Source organism: Nonomuraea sp. NPDC049504, from assembly GCF_040676845.1.
In the GTDB taxonomy this organism is placed as follows: Bacteria; Actinomycetota; Actinomycetes; order Streptosporangiales; family Streptosporangiaceae; genus Nonomuraea; species Nonomuraea salmonea.
The window spans coordinates 4,051-19,423 of record NZ_JBFAPT010000012.1 but is presented as its reverse complement, the minus strand read 5'-3'; the positions used below and the strand labels follow the sequence as shown (position 1 = coordinate 19,423).

The window sequence follows — 15,373 nt, the reverse complement described above, 5'->3', positions numbered from 1 at the left end:
CGCCCCAGTATGCGATGCCCGGCCCGGGACCGGTCCCGGGGCTCAGCGGGTGTCGCGGCGCAGGGGGTGGTCGTCAGGGATCTCGACCAGCACCACGCGGTGGCCGTCGGGGTCGGCGATCCACAGCTCGACCAGGCCCCACGGCTCTTCACGCGCCTCGCGCAGCACGGTGACGCCCGCCTGCCTGAGCCGCCGCTCCTCATGGGCGACGTCGCGTACCTGCAGCCACAGGGTGTGCGCCGAGCCGTCCTGCGCGCCCTGGCCCGAAACCTCCAGGAAGCCACCGCCGAGGAAGAACACCGTGCCGGGGTGGTCGGGCGGCCCGAACTCGCGGTAGACGGCCAGGCCGAGGGTCTCGGCGTAGAAGCGGCGGCTGCGCTCAAGGTCACCTGGACGCAGCAGCACGCGGCTGTTCAGCACCTCCATGCCGCATCCGTTCCCCGCGAAGCGCCCGAGATGCGGGGGCGGGGAGACCGGGCTCCCCGCCCCCGGGCCTCACACGACGGCTCCCGTGCCCCGGCGCTCACGCTTGACCTTGGGCGCGGGCGGCGCGGGCGGCGGCTTGCGGTCGAAGCGGGCCAGCAGGATGGCCACGGGACCGGCCACGAAGCCGGACGACAGCGTGCCCACCACGATGCCCGTCACCAGCGCGATCGCGAAGTCCCGCAGCGAGTCACCGCCGAACGCCATGAGCGCGACCAGGATGAACAGCGCTCCGAGCCCGGTGTTGACGGTACGCGGCAGGGTCTGCAGGATCGCGCCGTTCACCGACGAGGCGAACGGCTCCTTGCGCCGGATCGCCCACAGCTCCCTGACCCGGTCGAACACCACCACCTTGTCGTTGACCGAGTAGCCCACGATGGTCAGCATCGCGGCCAGGAACACGCCGTCGATCGGCTTGCCCAGCCAGGCGAACATCCCGCTCACCAGCACGACGTCCACGACCAGGGCGGTCACGGCCGCCGCGCCGAACGTCCAGCGGAAGCGGAAGGCGAGGTAGGCCAGCTGCATGGCGACGGCCACGCCGAGCGCGATGAGCGCGTTGCGGCGCAGCTCCTCGCCCAGGCTGGGGCCGATGAACTCCTCGCGCCGCTTGGTCACCTCGCCGGCCTCGGCCCTCAGCTCCTGCTCGATCCTGGCCGTCTCCTCCAGGCCGAGCCGCGCCGCGCGTACGGTGACGCCGTCGTCGCCGGTCTGCACCACGGCGCTGGGGAACCCGGCCCGCGCGACGGCCTGCCCAGCCGCCTCGGCCGACACCGGCCTGGACGTGCCGAACTCGACGAGCCGGCCGCCGGTGAACTCGACGCCGAAGTTCAGGCCGCGTACGGCCAGCCCGGCGACGGCCGCCGCCGCCAGCACGCCGGCCATCGCCAGCCACAGTTTGCGTCCCCGCATGAGCTCCGGGTTCCTGCGGTTGAGCCACGTCCTGACGGCTCCGGGCGAGCCGAGCCCCGACACGCGCGGCCCCGCTCTGTTCATGACGGCCTCGGTGAGCACACGGGTGATGACCATGGCCGACACGAGCGAGGCGATCACGCCGACGCCCAGCGTCACGCCGAACCCCTTGACCGGGCCCGACGCGAGCCAGAACAGCAGCCCGGCCGCGATCAGCGTCGTGATGTTGGAGTCGGCGATCGCGCTCCACGCGTTCCTGAAGCCGCGGACGAGGGCCGCGCGCAGCCCTCTCTTCTGCGCCCGCTGGTACTCCTCTCTCGCGCGTTCGAAGACGAGCACGTTGGCGTCGATGGCCATGCCGATGGCCAGCACGAACCCGGCCAAACCCGGCAGCGTGAAGGTGGCGCCCATCGCGACGAGCGCGGCGTACGAGATGAGGCCGTAGCAGAGCAGGGCGATCGTGGACAGCAGCCCGGACAGGCGATAGACGGCCACGATGAAGACGGCGGTCAGCAGCAGGCCGGTCACCGCGGCCTCGGCGCTGGCCTTGATGGCGGCCTCGCCGAGCGTCGGGCCGACCGTGCGCTGCTCCACCAGGTCGAGCGGCACGGGCAGCGCGCCGCCCTTGATCAGCACGGCCAGGTCGCGGGCCTCCTCGTGGGTGAACGACCCGGTGATGTCGGTGCTGCCGCCGGGGATGCCGACGCGGCAGGCCACGGACGGGTCGACCGACGGCGAGGAGATGACCTCCTTGTCGAGCACGATGGCGACGCGGCGCTTCGGGTCGCCGTACGGGTGGCAGGCGGCCTCGCCGGTGAGCTTCGCCCACGCCGCGCCGTCGCGGAAGTCGATGCTGACCCACCAGCCCGGGCCGCGCTGGGGGTCGCTGCGCTCGGCGGCGTCGGTGACGCCGTCGCCGGTGATGACCGCGGGGCCGATCTTGAGCGGCGCGCCGCTCTCATCGCGTACGGCCGACTTGTCGCCCTCCTCTGCCGTGCCGAGCACGGCGTGGAAGGTGAGCTGCGCGGTACGTCCGATGACCTCGGCGGCCTGCCGGGGGTCGAGCACGCCCGGCAGCTCGACGATGATCCGCTTCTCGCCTGAGCGGACCAGGGTGGGATCGACCACGCCGAGCGCGTCGGCCCGCTGACGCAGCACGCTGATCGCCCGGTCGGTGGCGGCGGCGTCGGCCTTGACCGTGGGCGAGTCCTTGGTCTCGAAGACGAGCTGGGTGCCGCCACGCAGGTCCAGTCCTAGACGCGGCGTGGCGGAAAAACTGACGATCACTGAGATCACGATGACGGCACAGGCCGCCAGCGCACGCCAGAGCGGCGCACGTTTCATGAGAGCCTCCATAGGGCTTGGCCCGCCCTCCGCCCACACCTGCCCAGCGGGCAGGAAGGGTCACGCGCATCGCCGGAGCGACGTGCGGGGACGGGTCGTTAGGAAAGGGACGTCGTCAGTGCCCTGTGGAAGGCGGCGCGCGGGGCGGCGTCGCCGGTGGCCGGCATCCCGCCGGAGCACCGCAGGCGGCCCGCGGGACGACGACCGCCCACGAGCCACCGGATCCGCCCTGCTCAGGCTGCGGCGGGGCGACCCCGCCCGGCACCGCACCGCCGGCCCAGAACGGCGACCAGACCCGCACGACCGGCGGCAACTGCGGCACCTGCCGCAACACCGCCTGGTCCTGCTCGGCCCGCCCAGGAGCCGCATCGACAGCCGCCTGAACGCCCGCGTGGGCGGCGAGTAGCTGGACGGCCTGTGCGTGGGCCGCTTGTGCGTGGACGGCCTGCGCTTGGACGGCCTGTGCTTGGACGGCCTGCGCTTGGACGGCCTGTGCGTGCACGGCCTGTGCGTGAGCGGCGGGCGGCAGGAACCAGGACAGGAGAAGGAGCAGCGCGGCAGGCAGCCGAGTACGCATGACGCTCCCCTCCCTTCGCGCCTCACCCTAGCCGCCCCAGGCCAGCCCGGCACCGCGCCGCGCAGGGATCAGGCGGGCATGGGGTGAAGTAGGAGGCCGCCGGACCAGGCGGGGGGGGTGGTCAGGCGGCGCGGGCCTCAGGGGCGCGGGCGTCAGGCGGCGCGGGCGGGATCCCCACACCCCTCACACCCGAAGTATCCCTACCGAAGTACGGCGAGATCCCCACACCCCTCACCCCCAACCGAAGTACGGCGAGTTCCCCACACCCCTCACACCCAAAAGGACTTCGGCCGGAGTGCGGCGGGGTCCTTTGGAAAGGTGCGTTCGGCTACGGGGACGTCAGGTGGTGGGGCGTTCGGCGAGGAAGACGAACTCGCGGCCTGGGCGGTCGGGGGCGTCCCTGACGTCCTTGAGCGTGTAGCCGTGGGCGGCGAGGTCGGCCGTGACCTCGTCGCGTTCGCGGAAGCGCAGCGTGGAGTCCGAGGTCAGCACCTGGCCGTCGGAGGCGAACACGTACGTGCCGCGGAAGGTCACCAGCGGCCCGCTGACGTCGAGCAGGTCCACCCAGTGCTCCACCACGCCCACCCCGGGGACGTCGGCCCGCACGTACGTCTCCTCCCGGTTCCAGCCGAGCCACGCCCGCCTGGCCGGGTCGCGGGTCTCGAACACCAGGTGCCCGCCGGGCCGCAGGGCCGCGTGCACGGCGTCGAGGGTGGCCGACCAGCCGTCGGGCCCGGCGATCGCCTGGGCGACGTTCGCGGTCATGGTGGCCAGGTCGGCCGAGATCGGCGGCACGGCGGTGGCGTCGCCGTGGATCCAGCGCACCCGATCGGCGCCCGGCTTGGCCCGCGCCACGTCGAGCGAGGCCGCCGCGGGATCGACACCGGTCACGTCGAGCCCACGCCCGGCCAGCAGCAGCGCGAACGTGCCCGTCCCGCACCCGACGTCGAGCACCCGGCGCGCCCTCAGCTCGGCGGCGATGGCGGCATAGGCGTCGAGGTCGCTGCGATCGGGGTCGAGGGGGTCGTAGACGGCGGCGAGACGGGGGTGCTCGAAGTGTGCGTCGGCGTGTGCATCGGCCATGCGATCACGCTACGCCGCTCCTGATGGTGTGGCGTTTGGCGCGGCTTGATACTTTGGTGACAGGTGTGCCGGGAAGTCTGGTCGGCGATGGTCATCGTCGTTCCTTGAGGAGGCACCCGCCGCATGCCCAGCACGTTCTGCCCGCAGGCCCGCTCGTGACCTTCATCGCGTGGGCCGCGGTGGCGGTGTTCCTGTTCGCGTACGCGCTGATCGCCAGCGAGAAGGTGCACCGCGTGGCCGCGGCGCTCGGCGGGGCCGGGATCATGCTGCTGATCCACGCCACCGACGCGCAGGCGGCGTTCTTCTCCGAAGAGACCGGCATCGACTGGAACGTCATCTTCCTGCTGCTCGGGATGATGGTCATCGTCGGCGTGCTGAAACAGACCGGGGTCTTCGAATATCTCGCGATCTGGGCGGCCAAACGGGCGAAGGGCCGACCGTACCGGCTGATGGTCCTGCTCGTGGTCATCACCGCGCTGGCCTCGGCACTGCTGGACAACGTGACGACCGTGCTGCTGATCGCGCCGGTGACGTTCCTGGTGTGCGAGCGACTGGCGCTCAACGCGGTGCCGTTCCTGATCGCGGAGGCGATGGCGTCGAACATCGGCGGCGCGGCCACGCTGGTCGGCGACCCGCCGAACATCATCATCGCCAGCCGCGGCGGGCTGAGCTTCAACGACTTCCTTGTACACATGGCGCCGATGGTGGTCGTCCTGATGGTCGTCTTCATCGGGATGTGCCGGTTCCTGTTCCGCAAGTCCTTCATCTACGACCCGGAGCGCGCGGCCGAGGTCATGGCGCTCGACGAGCGCGAGGCGATCGCCGACCGGCGGCTGCTGTGGCAGTCGCTGGCCGTGCTGGCGCTGGTCATGGTGGCGTTCGTGCTGCATCCCGTGCTGCACTACGAGCCGTCGGTGGTGGCGGTCCTGGGCGCCGGCGTGCTGGTGGCGGCCACCAGGATCACCACGTCGGAGGCGATCCGCGAGGTGGAGTGGCCGACGCTGGTGTTCTTCGCCGGGCTGTTCGTCATGGTCGGGGCACTGGTGCACACGGGCGTGATCGAGCAGGTGTCGCAGGCCGCGGCCGACGCGACGCAGGGACGGCTGGGGCTGACCACGATGGTGCTGCTCGGCGCGTCGGGCGTGCTGTCGGCGATCGTGGACAACATCCCGTACGTCGCCACCATGAGCCCCATCGTGGCCGACCTCGTCCAGGCCAACGGCGGCAACGAGCACGCGCAGGTGCTGTGGTGGGCGCTGGCGTTCGGCGCCGACCTGGGCGGCAACGCCACGGCCGTCGGGGCGGCGGCCAACGTGGTGGTGCTCGGCATCGCCGCCCGCAACGGCACCCCGATCAGCTTCTGGCAGTTCACCCGGTACGGCCTGGTCGTCACCGTGGTCACGGTCGCCCTGTGCGCGCCGTACCTGTGGCTGCGTTACCTCGCCTGAGTACGGAACCAGACGGCCTCCAGCGCCAGCTCGTCACCGCCGCTGACGGTCACGCGGTCGCCCGCGCAGCGCGGGCACACGTACGCCCCGTCCAGCTCATCCGGCTCATCCAGCTCATCCAGCGAAGGGCCGGGCGCGGGTCCCGCCGCGCCGGCCGCGGCCCGGGCGCGGGCGGGCGTCCTGAGCGGCGGATCCATCGACTCCGTACGCCGGCCGCACCCGTCGCAGTCGATCGTCACCGGGGAGACGACCAGGTGGACCGCCGCGTCCTGCGCGGCCGTGCCGCGGGCGGCCCGGCAGAAGGCCTGCCTGAACGTCTCGGCGGCCACCGCGTGCCTGGCCCCGACGCGTACGCGCACCGCGGACACCCGCCGCCCCGCCGCCTGGCGGTGGATCACCTCGACGAATTCCGCGCAGAGCCCGCTCTCGTACCCCCGCATCCATCCCCTCCTCCTGTGCCGGCCGTCCGGCCGTCTTCAGAAGCGCCCATACCGCACGGCTGACCTGCACAAACGCGCCTGACCGAGGGAACACTTGACCACGCAACCTGACAAACGGTGACCATTGTGTGGCGCAAAGTGTCGCGACCGCGCCTTGAAGGAGGACGTGGCCCCCGGCGCACACTCAAGGTGAACGCTGAAGCTGCCCCGGGGGTGGTTCCTCGTGCGCGACGAGTTCGAATCCCGCGAGTCCTGGCCCTTCGAGTGCCTGCGCTGCCTGCACGTCTGGGAGGAGGACTACGTCGTCAGGCACCTCAGCGACGGCCACGGCCACACGGTCCAGGTCTGGCTCAGGCACGGCGTCCCGGTGCAGCCGCCCTGGTCGGGGCCGTGCTGCCCGGCCTGCGGGTCGTCGTCGCTGACCTCGTTCCCGCCCGGCTACCTCGACCGCCATCCCGAGCTGGTGGCGGCCGACCCGCTGCCGCCCGCCAGGGTGCCGGCGCTGCCCGTGGAGCCGGCGCGGCAGCGGCCCGCCGTACGCGCGGGGCTGCCACGCCGGTTATTGATCGTCACGGGGCTGCCGGTGCTGGCGCTCGTGGCGTACGAGCTGTACCGGTATCTCCTCATCTCCGGTGTCCCCCACCATTGACCTCGCGCAGGCGGCGTACGGGTCCGGCGACATCGGTCAGGACAGGGTGAGGGCGTCGATGTCGATGTCGATGTGGAGGTCGGCGAGGTGACGCGTGGCGCGGATGGCGGCGGCGTTGGGCTCGTCCACCGAGGCGACCCACCGGGCCGCCTCGTCGGGCGTCTTGCCGAACTCGACGTGCCGCCTGGTCAGCCGGTCGAGGCGGACGCGGTCGTCGAGGTCGGCGTACCAGACCTCGGTCATGGCGGCCCGGACGGCGGGCCAGGGGTCGGTGCGCGAGAGCAGGTAGTTGCCCTCGCTGACGACCACGCGGGTGCCGGGCAGGACGGGGATCGCGCCGGCGACGGGCTGCTCGATGTCGCGGTCGAAGGACGGCGCGTACACGATGGAGCCGGTCTCGGTGCGGGCCCTCCGCAGCAGCGCGAGGTAGCCGTGGGCGTCGAAGGTGTCGATGGCGCCCTTGCGCGCCCGCCTGCCGAGGCGGTCGAGCTCGACGTCGGCGAGGTGGTAGCCGTCCATGGGCACGTGGACGGCGGGCAGCCCGGCGCCGGTCAGGGTCCCGGCCAGCCATCGGGCCAGTGTCGACTTGCCGGCGCCGGGGCAGCCGGCGATGCCGACGATCACCCGCTCCCCGCCGCCGCACAGCCCGCGCACCCGCTCGACCAGCGCCTCGCCCATCAGCACCGCCCCCCCATCAGCCCAGGTTCATTATGGGGCTCACCAGGTGACGGGCAGCTCGTAGACGCCGTAGACCTGGCCGTCGTGCTTGAACGGGATCTCCTCGATCGGCACGGCCGCCGCGAGGGTGGGGATGCGCCGGTAGAGCGTGCCGTACACGACCTGCAGCTCGACCCTGGCCAGCGGCTGGCCGAGGCACTGGTGCACGCCGAAGCCGAAGGCGACGTGGCGGCGGGCGTCGCGCCGCACGTCGAGCCGGTCGGGGTCGGGGAAGACGCCGGGGTCGCGGTTGCCGATGTCGTTGGGCATGATGATGCCCTCGCCGGCGCGGATCACCTGGCCGGCGATCTCGATGTCCTCCAGTGCGACGCGGCGGCGTCCGCTGTGGGTGATGTTGAGGTAGCGCAGCAGTTCCTCGACCGCTCCCGCGACCAGCCTGGGGTCGTCGGAGTCGCGCAGCAGGGCGAGCTGGGCGGGGTTCTGGAGCAGGGCGAGGGTGCCGAGGGCGATCATGTTGGCGGTGGTCTCGTGGCCGGCGATGAGCAGCAGCACGCCCATCTGCGCGGCCTCCTGCCGGGTCAGCTCGCCGTCCCGCACGCGGGCGGCCACCTTCGACAGCAGGTCGTCGGCGGGGTCGGCCAGCTTCTCTCCCACCAGGTCGTCCAGATACTCGTACAGGCGGCCGGAGGCGACGGCGCGGTCCTCCGGCGTGACGCTCCGCTTGATGATCGTCTTGCTGTTGTCCTGGAAGAAGCCGTGATCCGCGTACGGCACCCCGAGCAGCTCGCAGATGACCAGCGAGGGCACCGGCAGCGCGAACGCCTCCACCAGGTCCACCGGCTTCGGACCGGCGAGGAGCTCGTCGATGAGGTCGTCCACGATGCGCTGGACCGCCGGCCGCATGCCCTCGACGCGCCGGACCGTGAACGCGCCCTGCACCATGCGGCGCAGCCTGGCGTGCTCGGGGTCGTCCATGAGGATGAAGCTGAGGGAGCCGCCGCCGGCGGCGGGCGTGTGGATGGGGTAGCCGGGCCTGGTGACGTCGGCGCTCACCTTCGGATGGCTCAGCAGCGCCTTCTGCTCGGCGTGCCGGGTCACGAACCAGGGGGTGCTGCCGTCCCAGAGCCGCACCTTCGTCAGCGACCCGCTCTCCTGCAGCGCCCGCAGCTCGGGCGGCGGGTCGAAGGGGCAGCGCGCGGCCCTGACGCCGGGGAACTGCGGGACCTGCTCCTGGCCTGCGGTCTCGTGCACGGTGCCGGTCATGCGTCCTCGCTCACGTCGATGGCGCCTGCGGGGCAGACGGCCGCGGCCTCGCGTACGGCGGCGTGCAGCCCCTCGGGCGGCTCCGCTTCGAGCAGCAGCACGATGCCGTCGTCCTCGCCCTGGTCGAACACGTCGGGCGCGAGCAGCACGCACTGCCCGGCGCCGCAGCATTTGTCCTGGTCCACGGTGACCTTCATGACGTTCTTCCTTCCTTGGCGTCCCTGGTGACCGGGGCGGTCCAGATCGCGGTGATCGCGTCGATCAGGCCCGTCGCGGCGTCGTGCCAGGTGGAGCGCGGGGTGGGCAGGTTCTCGGCGAGCGCGCGCTCGCGCTGGGCGCACATGTGGACGAGGAGCTGGCTGGCCATCTCGTCGCGCTCGGCGCGTACGTCGGCGGGCAGCTCGGGCAGGCAGCGGCGCAGGCCCTCCAGGACGCGCATGAGGGCGGGCGAGGTGAGCGCCTCCTCCCGCATGATCTTGCGCAGCGCGGGGTCGGTCATGACCTGGGCGGCGAAGCGGGCGTACCAGGTGGGGGTGCCGAGTGCGGCCAGGTGCTCGGTGAGCGAGCGGACGAGGCAGCCGACCCAGTCGCGTGCCTCGGCCGTGCCCTCGCCCGTGCCCTCGACCTCGGCCAGGAAGCGGCGGCGCTGCCGTTCGACCTGGTCGGCGTGCTTGCGCACGATGGCGCGTACCAGGTCGGCCTTGGTGCCGAAGTGGTAGCCGACAGCGGCGTTGTTGCCCTGGCCCGCGGCCTCGCTGACCTGGCGGTTGGAGACGGCGTACACGCCGTGCTCGGCGAAGAGCCGCTCGGCGGCGGTGAGGATCTGCTCCCGGGTGGCGTTGACCCGGGCCGTCCTGGTCGCCATGGTCCACCTCTCACGCTGACAGATCCTGACTGGATCCGTCGAATTCGGGCGAATTCAGCCAATCAAGCAGGTGGGCGTAAGTCAAGCGACTGCTTTAAATTTTGCTCCGCCATGACGCCCCGCCGGAGGGGACGCCGCCGGCGGCGATCATGCCATCCCAGCCGCAAATCGGACATCTCGCCGCTGACCAGGCAACTCTCCGCCCGATCACGCCATTTCATGGGGTCGGCTTTGAATGGTCATGCATTCGTGTGTATATACTTCTACTCGTGTCCAAGATGCTCACCTCCCTCCCAGTAGGCGAACGCGTCGGGATCGCCTTCTCCGGCGGCCTCGACACCTCCGTGGCTGTCGCGTGGATGCGCGAGAAGGGTGCGGTGCCCTGCACCTACACCGCCGACATCGGCCAGTACGACGAGCCCGACATCGTGTCGGTGCCCGGGCGTGCCACGCAGTACGGCGCCGAGGTCGCCCGCCTGGTCGACTGCCGGGATGCCCTCGTCGAGGAGGGTCTGGCGGCGCTGGCCTGCGGGGCGTTCCACATCAGGTCCGGTGGCCGCACCTACTTCAACACCACCCCGCTCGGCCGCGCCGTCACGGGCACGCTGCTGGTGCGCGCCATGCTCGACGACGAAGTGCTCATCTGGGGCGACGGGTCCACCTTCAAGGGCAACGACATCGAGCGGTTCTACCGCTACGGCCTGCTCGCCAACCCGTCCCTGCGCATCTACAAGCCGTGGCTCGACGCCGACTTCGTCAGCGAGCTGGGCGGGCGCAAGGAGATGTCGGAGTGGCTGCTCGCCCGCGACCTGCCCTACCGCGCGAGCACCGAGAAGGCGTACTCGACGGACGCGAACATCTGGGGCGCCACCCACGAGGCCAAGGCGCTCGAGCACCTCGACGCCGGCATCGAGATCGTCGAGCCGATCATGGGCGTTCGGTTCTGGGACCCTGAGGTCGAGATCCCCGCAGAAGACGTCACGATCGCCTTCGAGCGCGGGCGTCCGGTCAGCATCAACGGCAAGGAGTTCCCCTCGGCCGTCGACCTGGTGCTGGAGGCCAACGCCATCGGCGGGCGGCACGGGCTCGGCATGTCCGACCAGATCGAGAACCGCGTCATCGAGGCCAAGAGCCGCGGCATCTACGAGGCTCCCGGCATGGCGCTGCTGCACGCCGCGTACGAGCGGCTGGTCAACGCCATCCACAACGAGGACACCCTGGCCAGCTACTACATCGAGGGCCGCAAGCTGGGCCGGCTGCTCTACGAGGGCCGCTGGCTCGACCCGCAGGCGCTGATGCTGCGCGAGTCGCTGCAGCGCTGGGTCGGCATGGCCGTCACCGGCGAGGTCACGCTGCGGCTGCGGCGCGGCGAGGACTACACGATCCTCGACACCTCCGGCCCCGCCTTCAGCTACCACCCCGACAAGCTGTCGATGGAGCGCACCGAGGACGCCGCGTTCGGCCCGCTCGACCGCATCGGCCAGCTCACCATGCGCAACCTCGACATCGCCGACTCCCGCGCCAAGCTGGAGCAGTACGCCGGGCTCGGCATGGTGGGCAGCCCCCACCAGTCGCTCCTCGGCGCTCCGCAGGCGGCGGCCAGCGGCCTCATCGGCTCGCTCGACGAGGGCGGCGCCGAGGCCATCGCGGCCCGTGGCGAGTCGATCACGTCCCCCTCGGAGGTTCCCGAGGACGACGTGCTGCTCGACCACGCCGCCATGGAGTTCGGCACCGACTGATCCGTCTGATCCGTCCCGCTTCGACCGCCCCGCGTGCCCGCGAGCACGCGGGGTTTCGTCGTCTCCAGGGGGAGTTCGCCCTGCTCAGGCCCGGTGCCGCCCTACCGCGAGCCGTCGTAGGGCCCTGCCGGGGCGCACTCAGAGCTTCTTGCCACGATGATTCTGGTAACAAACATTTCCCAAGATAACCGGTCTATCGGGTTGTCATTGACTGGAATTGTTGGAACATATGGTTCGAGTCCTGAGTGAGGTCCAAAGATCGCTTACCGCGAATAAGGGTCGGCGGCGAGGGGAAAGGGGCAACGCTCATGCACCAGCGTGCTGTCCGGAATTTGGCCAAGTTGGAGACCACGCAGGCCAGGATCACGCGTATCTTCGACGCGGCCGCCGGCGGGAAGAACAACTTCCTGGTCGACAAGGACGCGGTGCGCCATTTCGATCAAGCCGCCCCGGCTCTGACGAACGCCGCCCACGCGGTGCTGGAGTTCTTGTCGCGGGTGATCCGTCATCTGGCGGTGCAGGAAGAAGTGGATCAATTCCTGATCGTCGGCAGCGGAATTCCGAGCGGGCTGTCCGCCGGGCGGAATCTGCACGATTTGGCGAAGCACCCGGGCGGGCCCGCCCCGAGAGTCCTGTACGTCGAGAACAACCCCATGGTGGTGACCTTGGCGCAGGCCACCATCGAGCCGTTCACCGACCTGGTGCGCGTGGTGGAGGGGGACGTGCGGGAGATCGACGAGGTGCTCGACCACCACGTGGTCAGGACCTTCATCGACTGGGACCGCCCGGTGGCGGTGCTCCTGCTGTCGGCCTACAGCCTGCACGATGAGGAGTATGCCCACTATGTCATCAAGCGACTCCGTCACACGGCTCCCGCCGGTAGTTTCCTCACCCTTCTGCACACCACGTTCGACGGTGTCCCACCGGAGCTGCTGCCCGCCATCGGCGACCTGCTCGCGATGACGCTCCCCCACCTGGCCGTACGCTCGAAAGAGGAAGTGGCGGCCCTGTTAGAGGGACTCGATCTGGTGGCGCCCGGCCTGGTCTGGGTACCGGAGTGGCGGCCGCTGGGCGAGGACCTCTCCTGCCAGGAGGAGCCCAGCAAGTCCGGCAACTACGGCGCTGTCGCCCGCATCCCCTGAAAGCACGTCAAGTCTCGTTTGCAAAGTTTTCCGGTGCGCATTCACAAGAGTGAGGGCGAGCGTTTATCGTGGAGTTGGGAGCGCTCCCAAAACCGAGAGATGTGATGCGTATGGCCCTCCAACCGGGGTCCTTGTCAGCACCACCGGCCCGCATGGTGGAATACCTGCTGCCGTCCGTACCGTCGGGCGTCGGCAGGGCACGCGAGCTGATCAGGACCGATCTGACCGACTGGGGACTCGCGCACATCGTGGACGACTGCCTGCTCATCGTCAGCGAGCTGGTCACCAACGCCGTACGCTACGGGGGCTCCGCCTACGCCCTGCGCCTGGAAGAGCGCGCGGGCGAGGTCTACGGGGAGGTCTTCGACCCGGGCCAGGGCGTGCCGCGCCCGCGGGCCGCGGACATGGACGCGATCTCGGGGCGGGGGCTGCAGATCGTCGGGGCGATCGCCGACGCCTGGGGCGTGACGGCCACGGACAACGGCAAGGTCGTGTGGTTCTGCGTCACACCGTGAACACTGTGAGCCACATCTCATGCTGACCAGGTAAGCTGCAAGGGTCCTTCAGGCAATCCCCAGGTAAGACAGGTAGCCTCGCTCGGCATGAAGTGGCAGCGCACAATCAACGGAGCGCTGGCCAGGTACACAGGATTCCAGCTCAACCGAGTAGGTAAAGCGGGGCAAGTGGCGGCGCCCAAGCCCGCCCCGGAGAAACGGCCGCAGTCGCCGTTCCGCCCGCCCGCCGATCCCGAGACCGACCGCCTCGTCAAGGCGCCGGTGTTCATCATCTCGCCGGTGCGATCGGGCTCGACGCTGCTGCGGGCGATGCTCAACGCCCACCCCGACCTGCACGCTCCCCATGAGCTGCACGTACGCCGGTTGCGCGTGGAATTCGATACCTCGCTGGCGGAGAAGGCCATGGAGGCCCTCGGGCACAACAAGGCCGACCTCGAACACCTGCTGTGGGACCGCGTGCTCCACCGTGAGCTGGTCCGCAGCGGCAAGCGGTTCATCGTGGAGAAGACGCCGGCGAACGCGTTCGCGTACGAGCGGCTGGCGGCCTGCTGGCCGGACGCGCGGTTCGTGTTCCTGCTGCGCCATCCCGCCTCCATCGCGGCCTCCTGGTACGAAGCCAGCCCGGGCAAACGCACCCGCGACGAGGCGGCGGCCGACGCCCTGCGCTACATGAAGGCCGTGCAACGGGCCCGCAAGGCCCTGCCCGGCCTGACCGTGCGCTACGAGGAGCTGACCGCCGAGCCGGAGAAGATCGGGCGCGCCATCTGCGACTTCCTGTCGGTGCCGTGGTCGCCGCAGCTCCTGTCGTACGGCAAGCCCGAGGTGGTCACCAAGGGCCTGGGCGACTGGAAGGACAAGATCCAGTCGGGCACCGTGCAGCGCGGGCGCGACCTGCCCGGCGCCGACGAGATCCCCGACGTGCTCAAGGACATGTGCCGGACCTGGGAGTACCTCTCATGAAGATCCGCTACATGCTGCTGCACGCCTACGGCATGGGCGGCACCATCCGCACCGTCGTCAACCAGGCGCACGCCATGGTCGAGGCGGGCCACGACGTCGAGATCGTCAGCGTGGTCCGCCGCCGTGACGAGCCGCAGTTCGCCATCGACCCGCGGGTGCGGCTGTCCGCGCTGGTCGACCAGCGCGACGGCGTCGTGGCCGACTCGCTGGCCCGCAAGGTGTGGCGGCGCGCCCGCGGCAAGATCGTCCCGTACGGCGAGTTCGCCGCCGAATACTTCACCGAGCGCGTGGAGGGGGCGGTCATCGACTACGTCTCCGAGCTGCGCGACGGCATCCTCGTCACCACCCGCCCCGCGCTCAACCTGATCGCCGCCCGCCGCGCCAACGCCGGCGTGATCCGGGTGGCCCAGGAGCACATGAACCTCGCCTCCTACCACGAGGCCGTACGCGAGCAGATCGGCCGCCACTACGGCCGTTTCGACGCCATCGCCGTGCTCACCGAGACCAGCCGCCGCGAATACACGGACCTGCTGTCCGGCACTCCTGTGGTCCGCATCCCCAATGCCGTCCACATGGACCAGCGCAAGCACACCGACCAGAGCAACCCCATCGTGATCGCGGTGGGGCGGCTGGTGCCGCAGAAGGGCTTCGACATGCTCATCCCGGCCTTCGCGGCCGCGGCGGCCGAGCATCCGGGGTGGAAGCTGCGCATCTTCGGCACCGGGCCGTCGAAGGAACGGCTGCAGGAGCGCATCGACGAGAGCGGCATGCGCGACCGCATCAAGCTCATGGGACGCAGCAACCGCATCCACGACGAGCTGGCGAAGTCGTCCGTCTACGCGCTCAGCTCGCGCATCGAGGGCCTGCCGATGGCCATGATCGAGGCCATGGGCCACGCCCTGCCGATCGTCGCCTTCGACTGCCCCACCGGGCCCGCCGACGTGCTGACCCCCGGCAAGGACGGCATCCTGGTGCCGCCCAGAGACGTCGACGCGCTCGCCCGGTCGCTCAGCCAGGTCATGGGCGACCGCGACCTGCGCGTCCGCCTGGGCGCCGCCGCGGCGCAGACCGCCCACGGCTACACGCCCGAGGTCGTCATGCCCCTCTGGGAGAAGCTCTTCGCCGCGCTGGCGACGGGCGCCCCGCTCACGGACCCCGCCTGGGCGGCCCGCTGAACGACCGGCCGGTCTGTGCGGCCGGTCTGTGCGGCCGGTCTGTGCGGCCGGTCTGTGCGGCCGGTCTGTGCGGCCGGTCTGTGCGGCCGGTCTGTGCGGC

The 15,373-nt window shown here is 70.8% G+C and carries 16 protein-coding genes; 7 read left to right on the top strand and 9 right to left on the bottom strand.

Annotated features, from left to right (window positions below; all coding sequences use genetic code 11):
• Positions 1–42: 42 nt before the first annotated feature.
• The 4 genes from AB0K28_RS23015 to AB0K28_RS23000 all read right to left on the bottom strand — a co-directional run bounded on the left by AB0K28_RS23015 (position 43) and on the right by AB0K28_RS23000 (position 4,399).
• Positions 43–426 (bottom strand): VOC family protein, encoded by a 384-nt coding sequence (locus AB0K28_RS23015; protein ID WP_364373371.1) that lies wholly within the window; start codon positions 424–426, stop codon positions 43–45.
• Between the two features lie 69 nt (positions 427–495).
• Positions 496–2,739 carry a protein translocase subunit SecD gene (gene secD, locus AB0K28_RS23010; RefSeq protein WP_364373368.1) on the bottom strand — a complete coding sequence of 748 codons (2,244 nt, stop codon included), beginning with the start codon at positions 2,737–2,739 and terminating at the stop codon, positions 496–498.
• 115 nt (positions 2,740–2,854) lie between these two features.
• Positions 2,855–3,316: a hypothetical protein gene (locus tag AB0K28_RS23005; RefSeq protein WP_364373365.1), complete on the bottom strand. Its 462-nt coding sequence runs from the start codon at positions 3,314–3,316 to the stop codon at positions 2,855–2,857.
• Positions 3,317–3,655: 339 nt separating this feature from the next.
• Entirely contained in the window at positions 3,656–4,399 is a 744-nt protein-coding gene (locus tag AB0K28_RS23000) for a class I SAM-dependent methyltransferase (protein WP_364373362.1), read from the bottom strand.
• 155 nt (positions 4,400–4,554) lie between these two features.
• Here AB0K28_RS23000 and AB0K28_RS22995 point away from each other — a divergent pair, with 155 nt between their 5' ends.
• On the top strand, positions 4,555–5,847 hold the full coding sequence (locus tag AB0K28_RS22995; protein ID WP_345386634.1) for an ArsB/NhaD family transporter: 1,293 nt from the start codon (positions 4,555–4,557) through the stop codon (positions 5,845–5,847).
• Here the strand turns inward: AB0K28_RS22995 and AB0K28_RS22990 are convergent.
• The gene (locus AB0K28_RS22990) at positions 5,835–6,287 is read right to left on the bottom strand and encodes a hydrogenase/urease maturation nickel metallochaperone HypA (RefSeq protein ID WP_364373358.1); all 453 of its coding nucleotides are present in this window, start codon (positions 6,285–6,287) and stop codon (positions 5,835–5,837) included. The two genes, AB0K28_RS22995 and AB0K28_RS22990, sit on opposite strands and share 13 nt — an antisense overlap.
• Before the next feature lie 223 nt (positions 6,288–6,510).
• Between AB0K28_RS22990 and AB0K28_RS22985 the strand changes: the two genes are divergently transcribed.
• Positions 6,511–6,936 carry a hypothetical protein gene (locus AB0K28_RS22985; RefSeq protein WP_364373355.1) on the top strand — a complete coding sequence of 142 codons (426 nt, stop codon included), beginning with the start codon at positions 6,511–6,513 and terminating at the stop codon, positions 6,934–6,936.
• Positions 6,937–6,972: 36 nt separating this feature from the next.
• On the opposite strand, the gene AB0K28_RS22980 is transcribed toward AB0K28_RS22985, so the two are convergent.
• The 4 genes from AB0K28_RS22980 to AB0K28_RS22965 are packed head-to-tail and all read right to left on the bottom strand — an operon-like array spanning position 6,973 to position 9,742.
• Positions 6,973–7,614, bottom strand: a complete 642-nt coding sequence (locus tag AB0K28_RS22980; protein WP_364373857.1) for a nucleoside/nucleotide kinase family protein — start codon at positions 7,612–7,614, stop codon at positions 6,973–6,975.
• 39 nt (positions 7,615–7,653) lie between these two features.
• Positions 7,654–8,877 (bottom strand): cytochrome P450, encoded by a 1,224-nt coding sequence (locus AB0K28_RS22975; protein ID WP_364373352.1) that lies wholly within the window; start codon positions 8,875–8,877, stop codon positions 7,654–7,656.
• Positions 8,874–9,074 (bottom strand): ferredoxin, encoded by a 201-nt coding sequence (locus AB0K28_RS22970; RefSeq protein WP_364373349.1) that lies wholly within the window; start codon positions 9,072–9,074, stop codon positions 8,874–8,876. Before AB0K28_RS22970 ends, AB0K28_RS22975 begins: the two co-directional genes overlap by 4 nt.
• Positions 9,071–9,742, bottom strand: a complete 672-nt coding sequence (locus AB0K28_RS22965) for a TetR family transcriptional regulator (protein ID WP_364373346.1) — start codon at positions 9,740–9,742, stop codon at positions 9,071–9,073. The genes AB0K28_RS22970 and AB0K28_RS22965 overlap by 4 nt, the downstream gene beginning before the upstream one ends.
• Positions 9,743–10,011: 269 nt before the next feature.
• On the opposite strand from AB0K28_RS22965, the gene argG reads away from it, so the two are divergent.
• The 5 genes from argG to AB0K28_RS22940 all read left to right on the top strand — a co-directional run bounded on the left by argG (position 10,012) and on the right by AB0K28_RS22940 (position 15,273).
• The gene (argG, locus tag AB0K28_RS22960; protein ID WP_364373344.1) at positions 10,012–11,481 is read left to right on the top strand and encodes an argininosuccinate synthase; all 1,470 of its coding nucleotides are present in this window, start codon (positions 10,012–10,014) and stop codon (positions 11,479–11,481) included.
• A 332-nt stretch (positions 11,482–11,813) separates the two neighbouring features.
• Complete coding sequence (locus tag AB0K28_RS22955; RefSeq protein ID WP_364373341.1) at positions 11,814–12,623, top strand: SAM-dependent methyltransferase; 810 nt, start codon at positions 11,814–11,816, stop codon at positions 12,621–12,623.
• A 152-nt stretch (positions 12,624–12,775) separates the two neighbouring features.
• Positions 12,776–13,138, top strand: a complete 363-nt coding sequence (locus tag AB0K28_RS22950; protein WP_364373338.1) for an ATP-binding protein — start codon at positions 12,776–12,778, stop codon at positions 13,136–13,138.
• A gap of 87 nt (positions 13,139–13,225) precedes the next feature.
• A complete protein-coding gene (locus tag AB0K28_RS22945) occupies positions 13,226–14,098 on the top strand; it encodes a sulfotransferase (RefSeq protein ID WP_364373335.1) in 873 nt (290 codons plus the stop codon).
• A complete protein-coding gene (locus tag AB0K28_RS22940; protein WP_364373332.1) occupies positions 14,095–15,273 on the top strand; it encodes a glycosyltransferase family 4 protein in 1,179 nt (392 codons plus the stop codon). The genes AB0K28_RS22945 and AB0K28_RS22940 overlap by 4 nt, the downstream gene beginning before the upstream one ends.
• Positions 15,274–15,373: the final 100 nt, after the last annotated feature.

Excerpts from the sequence above, each read along its gene's own strand:
- AB0K28_RS23005 (WP_364373365.1), bottom strand. The coding sequence starts at position 3,316 with ATGCGTACTCGGCTGCCTGCCGCGCTGCTCCTTCTCCTGTCCTGGTTC.
- AB0K28_RS23000 (WP_364373362.1), bottom strand. The coding sequence starts at position 4,399 with ATGGCCGATGCACACGCCGACGCACACTTCGAGCACCCCCGTCTCGCC.
- AB0K28_RS22945 (WP_364373335.1), top strand. The coding sequence starts at position 13,226 with ATGAAGTGGCAGCGCACAATCAACGGAGCGCTGGCCAGGTACACAGGA.
- secD (WP_364373368.1), bottom strand. The coding sequence starts at position 2,739 with ATGAAACGTGCGCCGCTCTGGCGTGCGCTGGCGGCCTGTGCCGTCATC.
- AB0K28_RS23015 (WP_364373371.1), bottom strand. The coding sequence starts at position 426 with ATGGAGGTGCTGAACAGCCGCGTGCTGCTGCGTCCAGGTGACCTTGAG.
- AB0K28_RS22970 (WP_364373349.1), bottom strand. The coding sequence starts at position 9,074 with ATGAAGGTCACCGTGGACCAGGACAAATGCTGCGGCGCCGGGCAGTGC.
- AB0K28_RS22965 (WP_364373346.1), bottom strand. The coding sequence starts at position 9,742 with ATGGCGACCAGGACGGCCCGGGTCAACGCCACCCGGGAGCAGATCCTC.
- AB0K28_RS22940 (WP_364373332.1), top strand. The coding sequence starts at position 14,095 with ATGAAGATCCGCTACATGCTGCTGCACGCCTACGGCATGGGCGGCACC.
- AB0K28_RS22950 (WP_364373338.1), top strand. The coding sequence starts at position 12,776 with ATGGTGGAATACCTGCTGCCGTCCGTACCGTCGGGCGTCGGCAGGGCA.
- AB0K28_RS22980 (WP_364373857.1), bottom strand. The coding sequence starts at position 7,614 with ATGGGCGAGGCGCTGGTCGAGCGGGTGCGCGGGCTGTGCGGCGGCGGG.
- AB0K28_RS22990 (WP_364373358.1), bottom strand. The coding sequence starts at position 6,287 with ATGCGGGGGTACGAGAGCGGGCTCTGCGCGGAATTCGTCGAGGTGATC.
- AB0K28_RS22975 (WP_364373352.1), bottom strand. The coding sequence starts at position 8,877 with ATGACCGGCACCGTGCACGAGACCGCAGGCCAGGAGCAGGTCCCGCAG.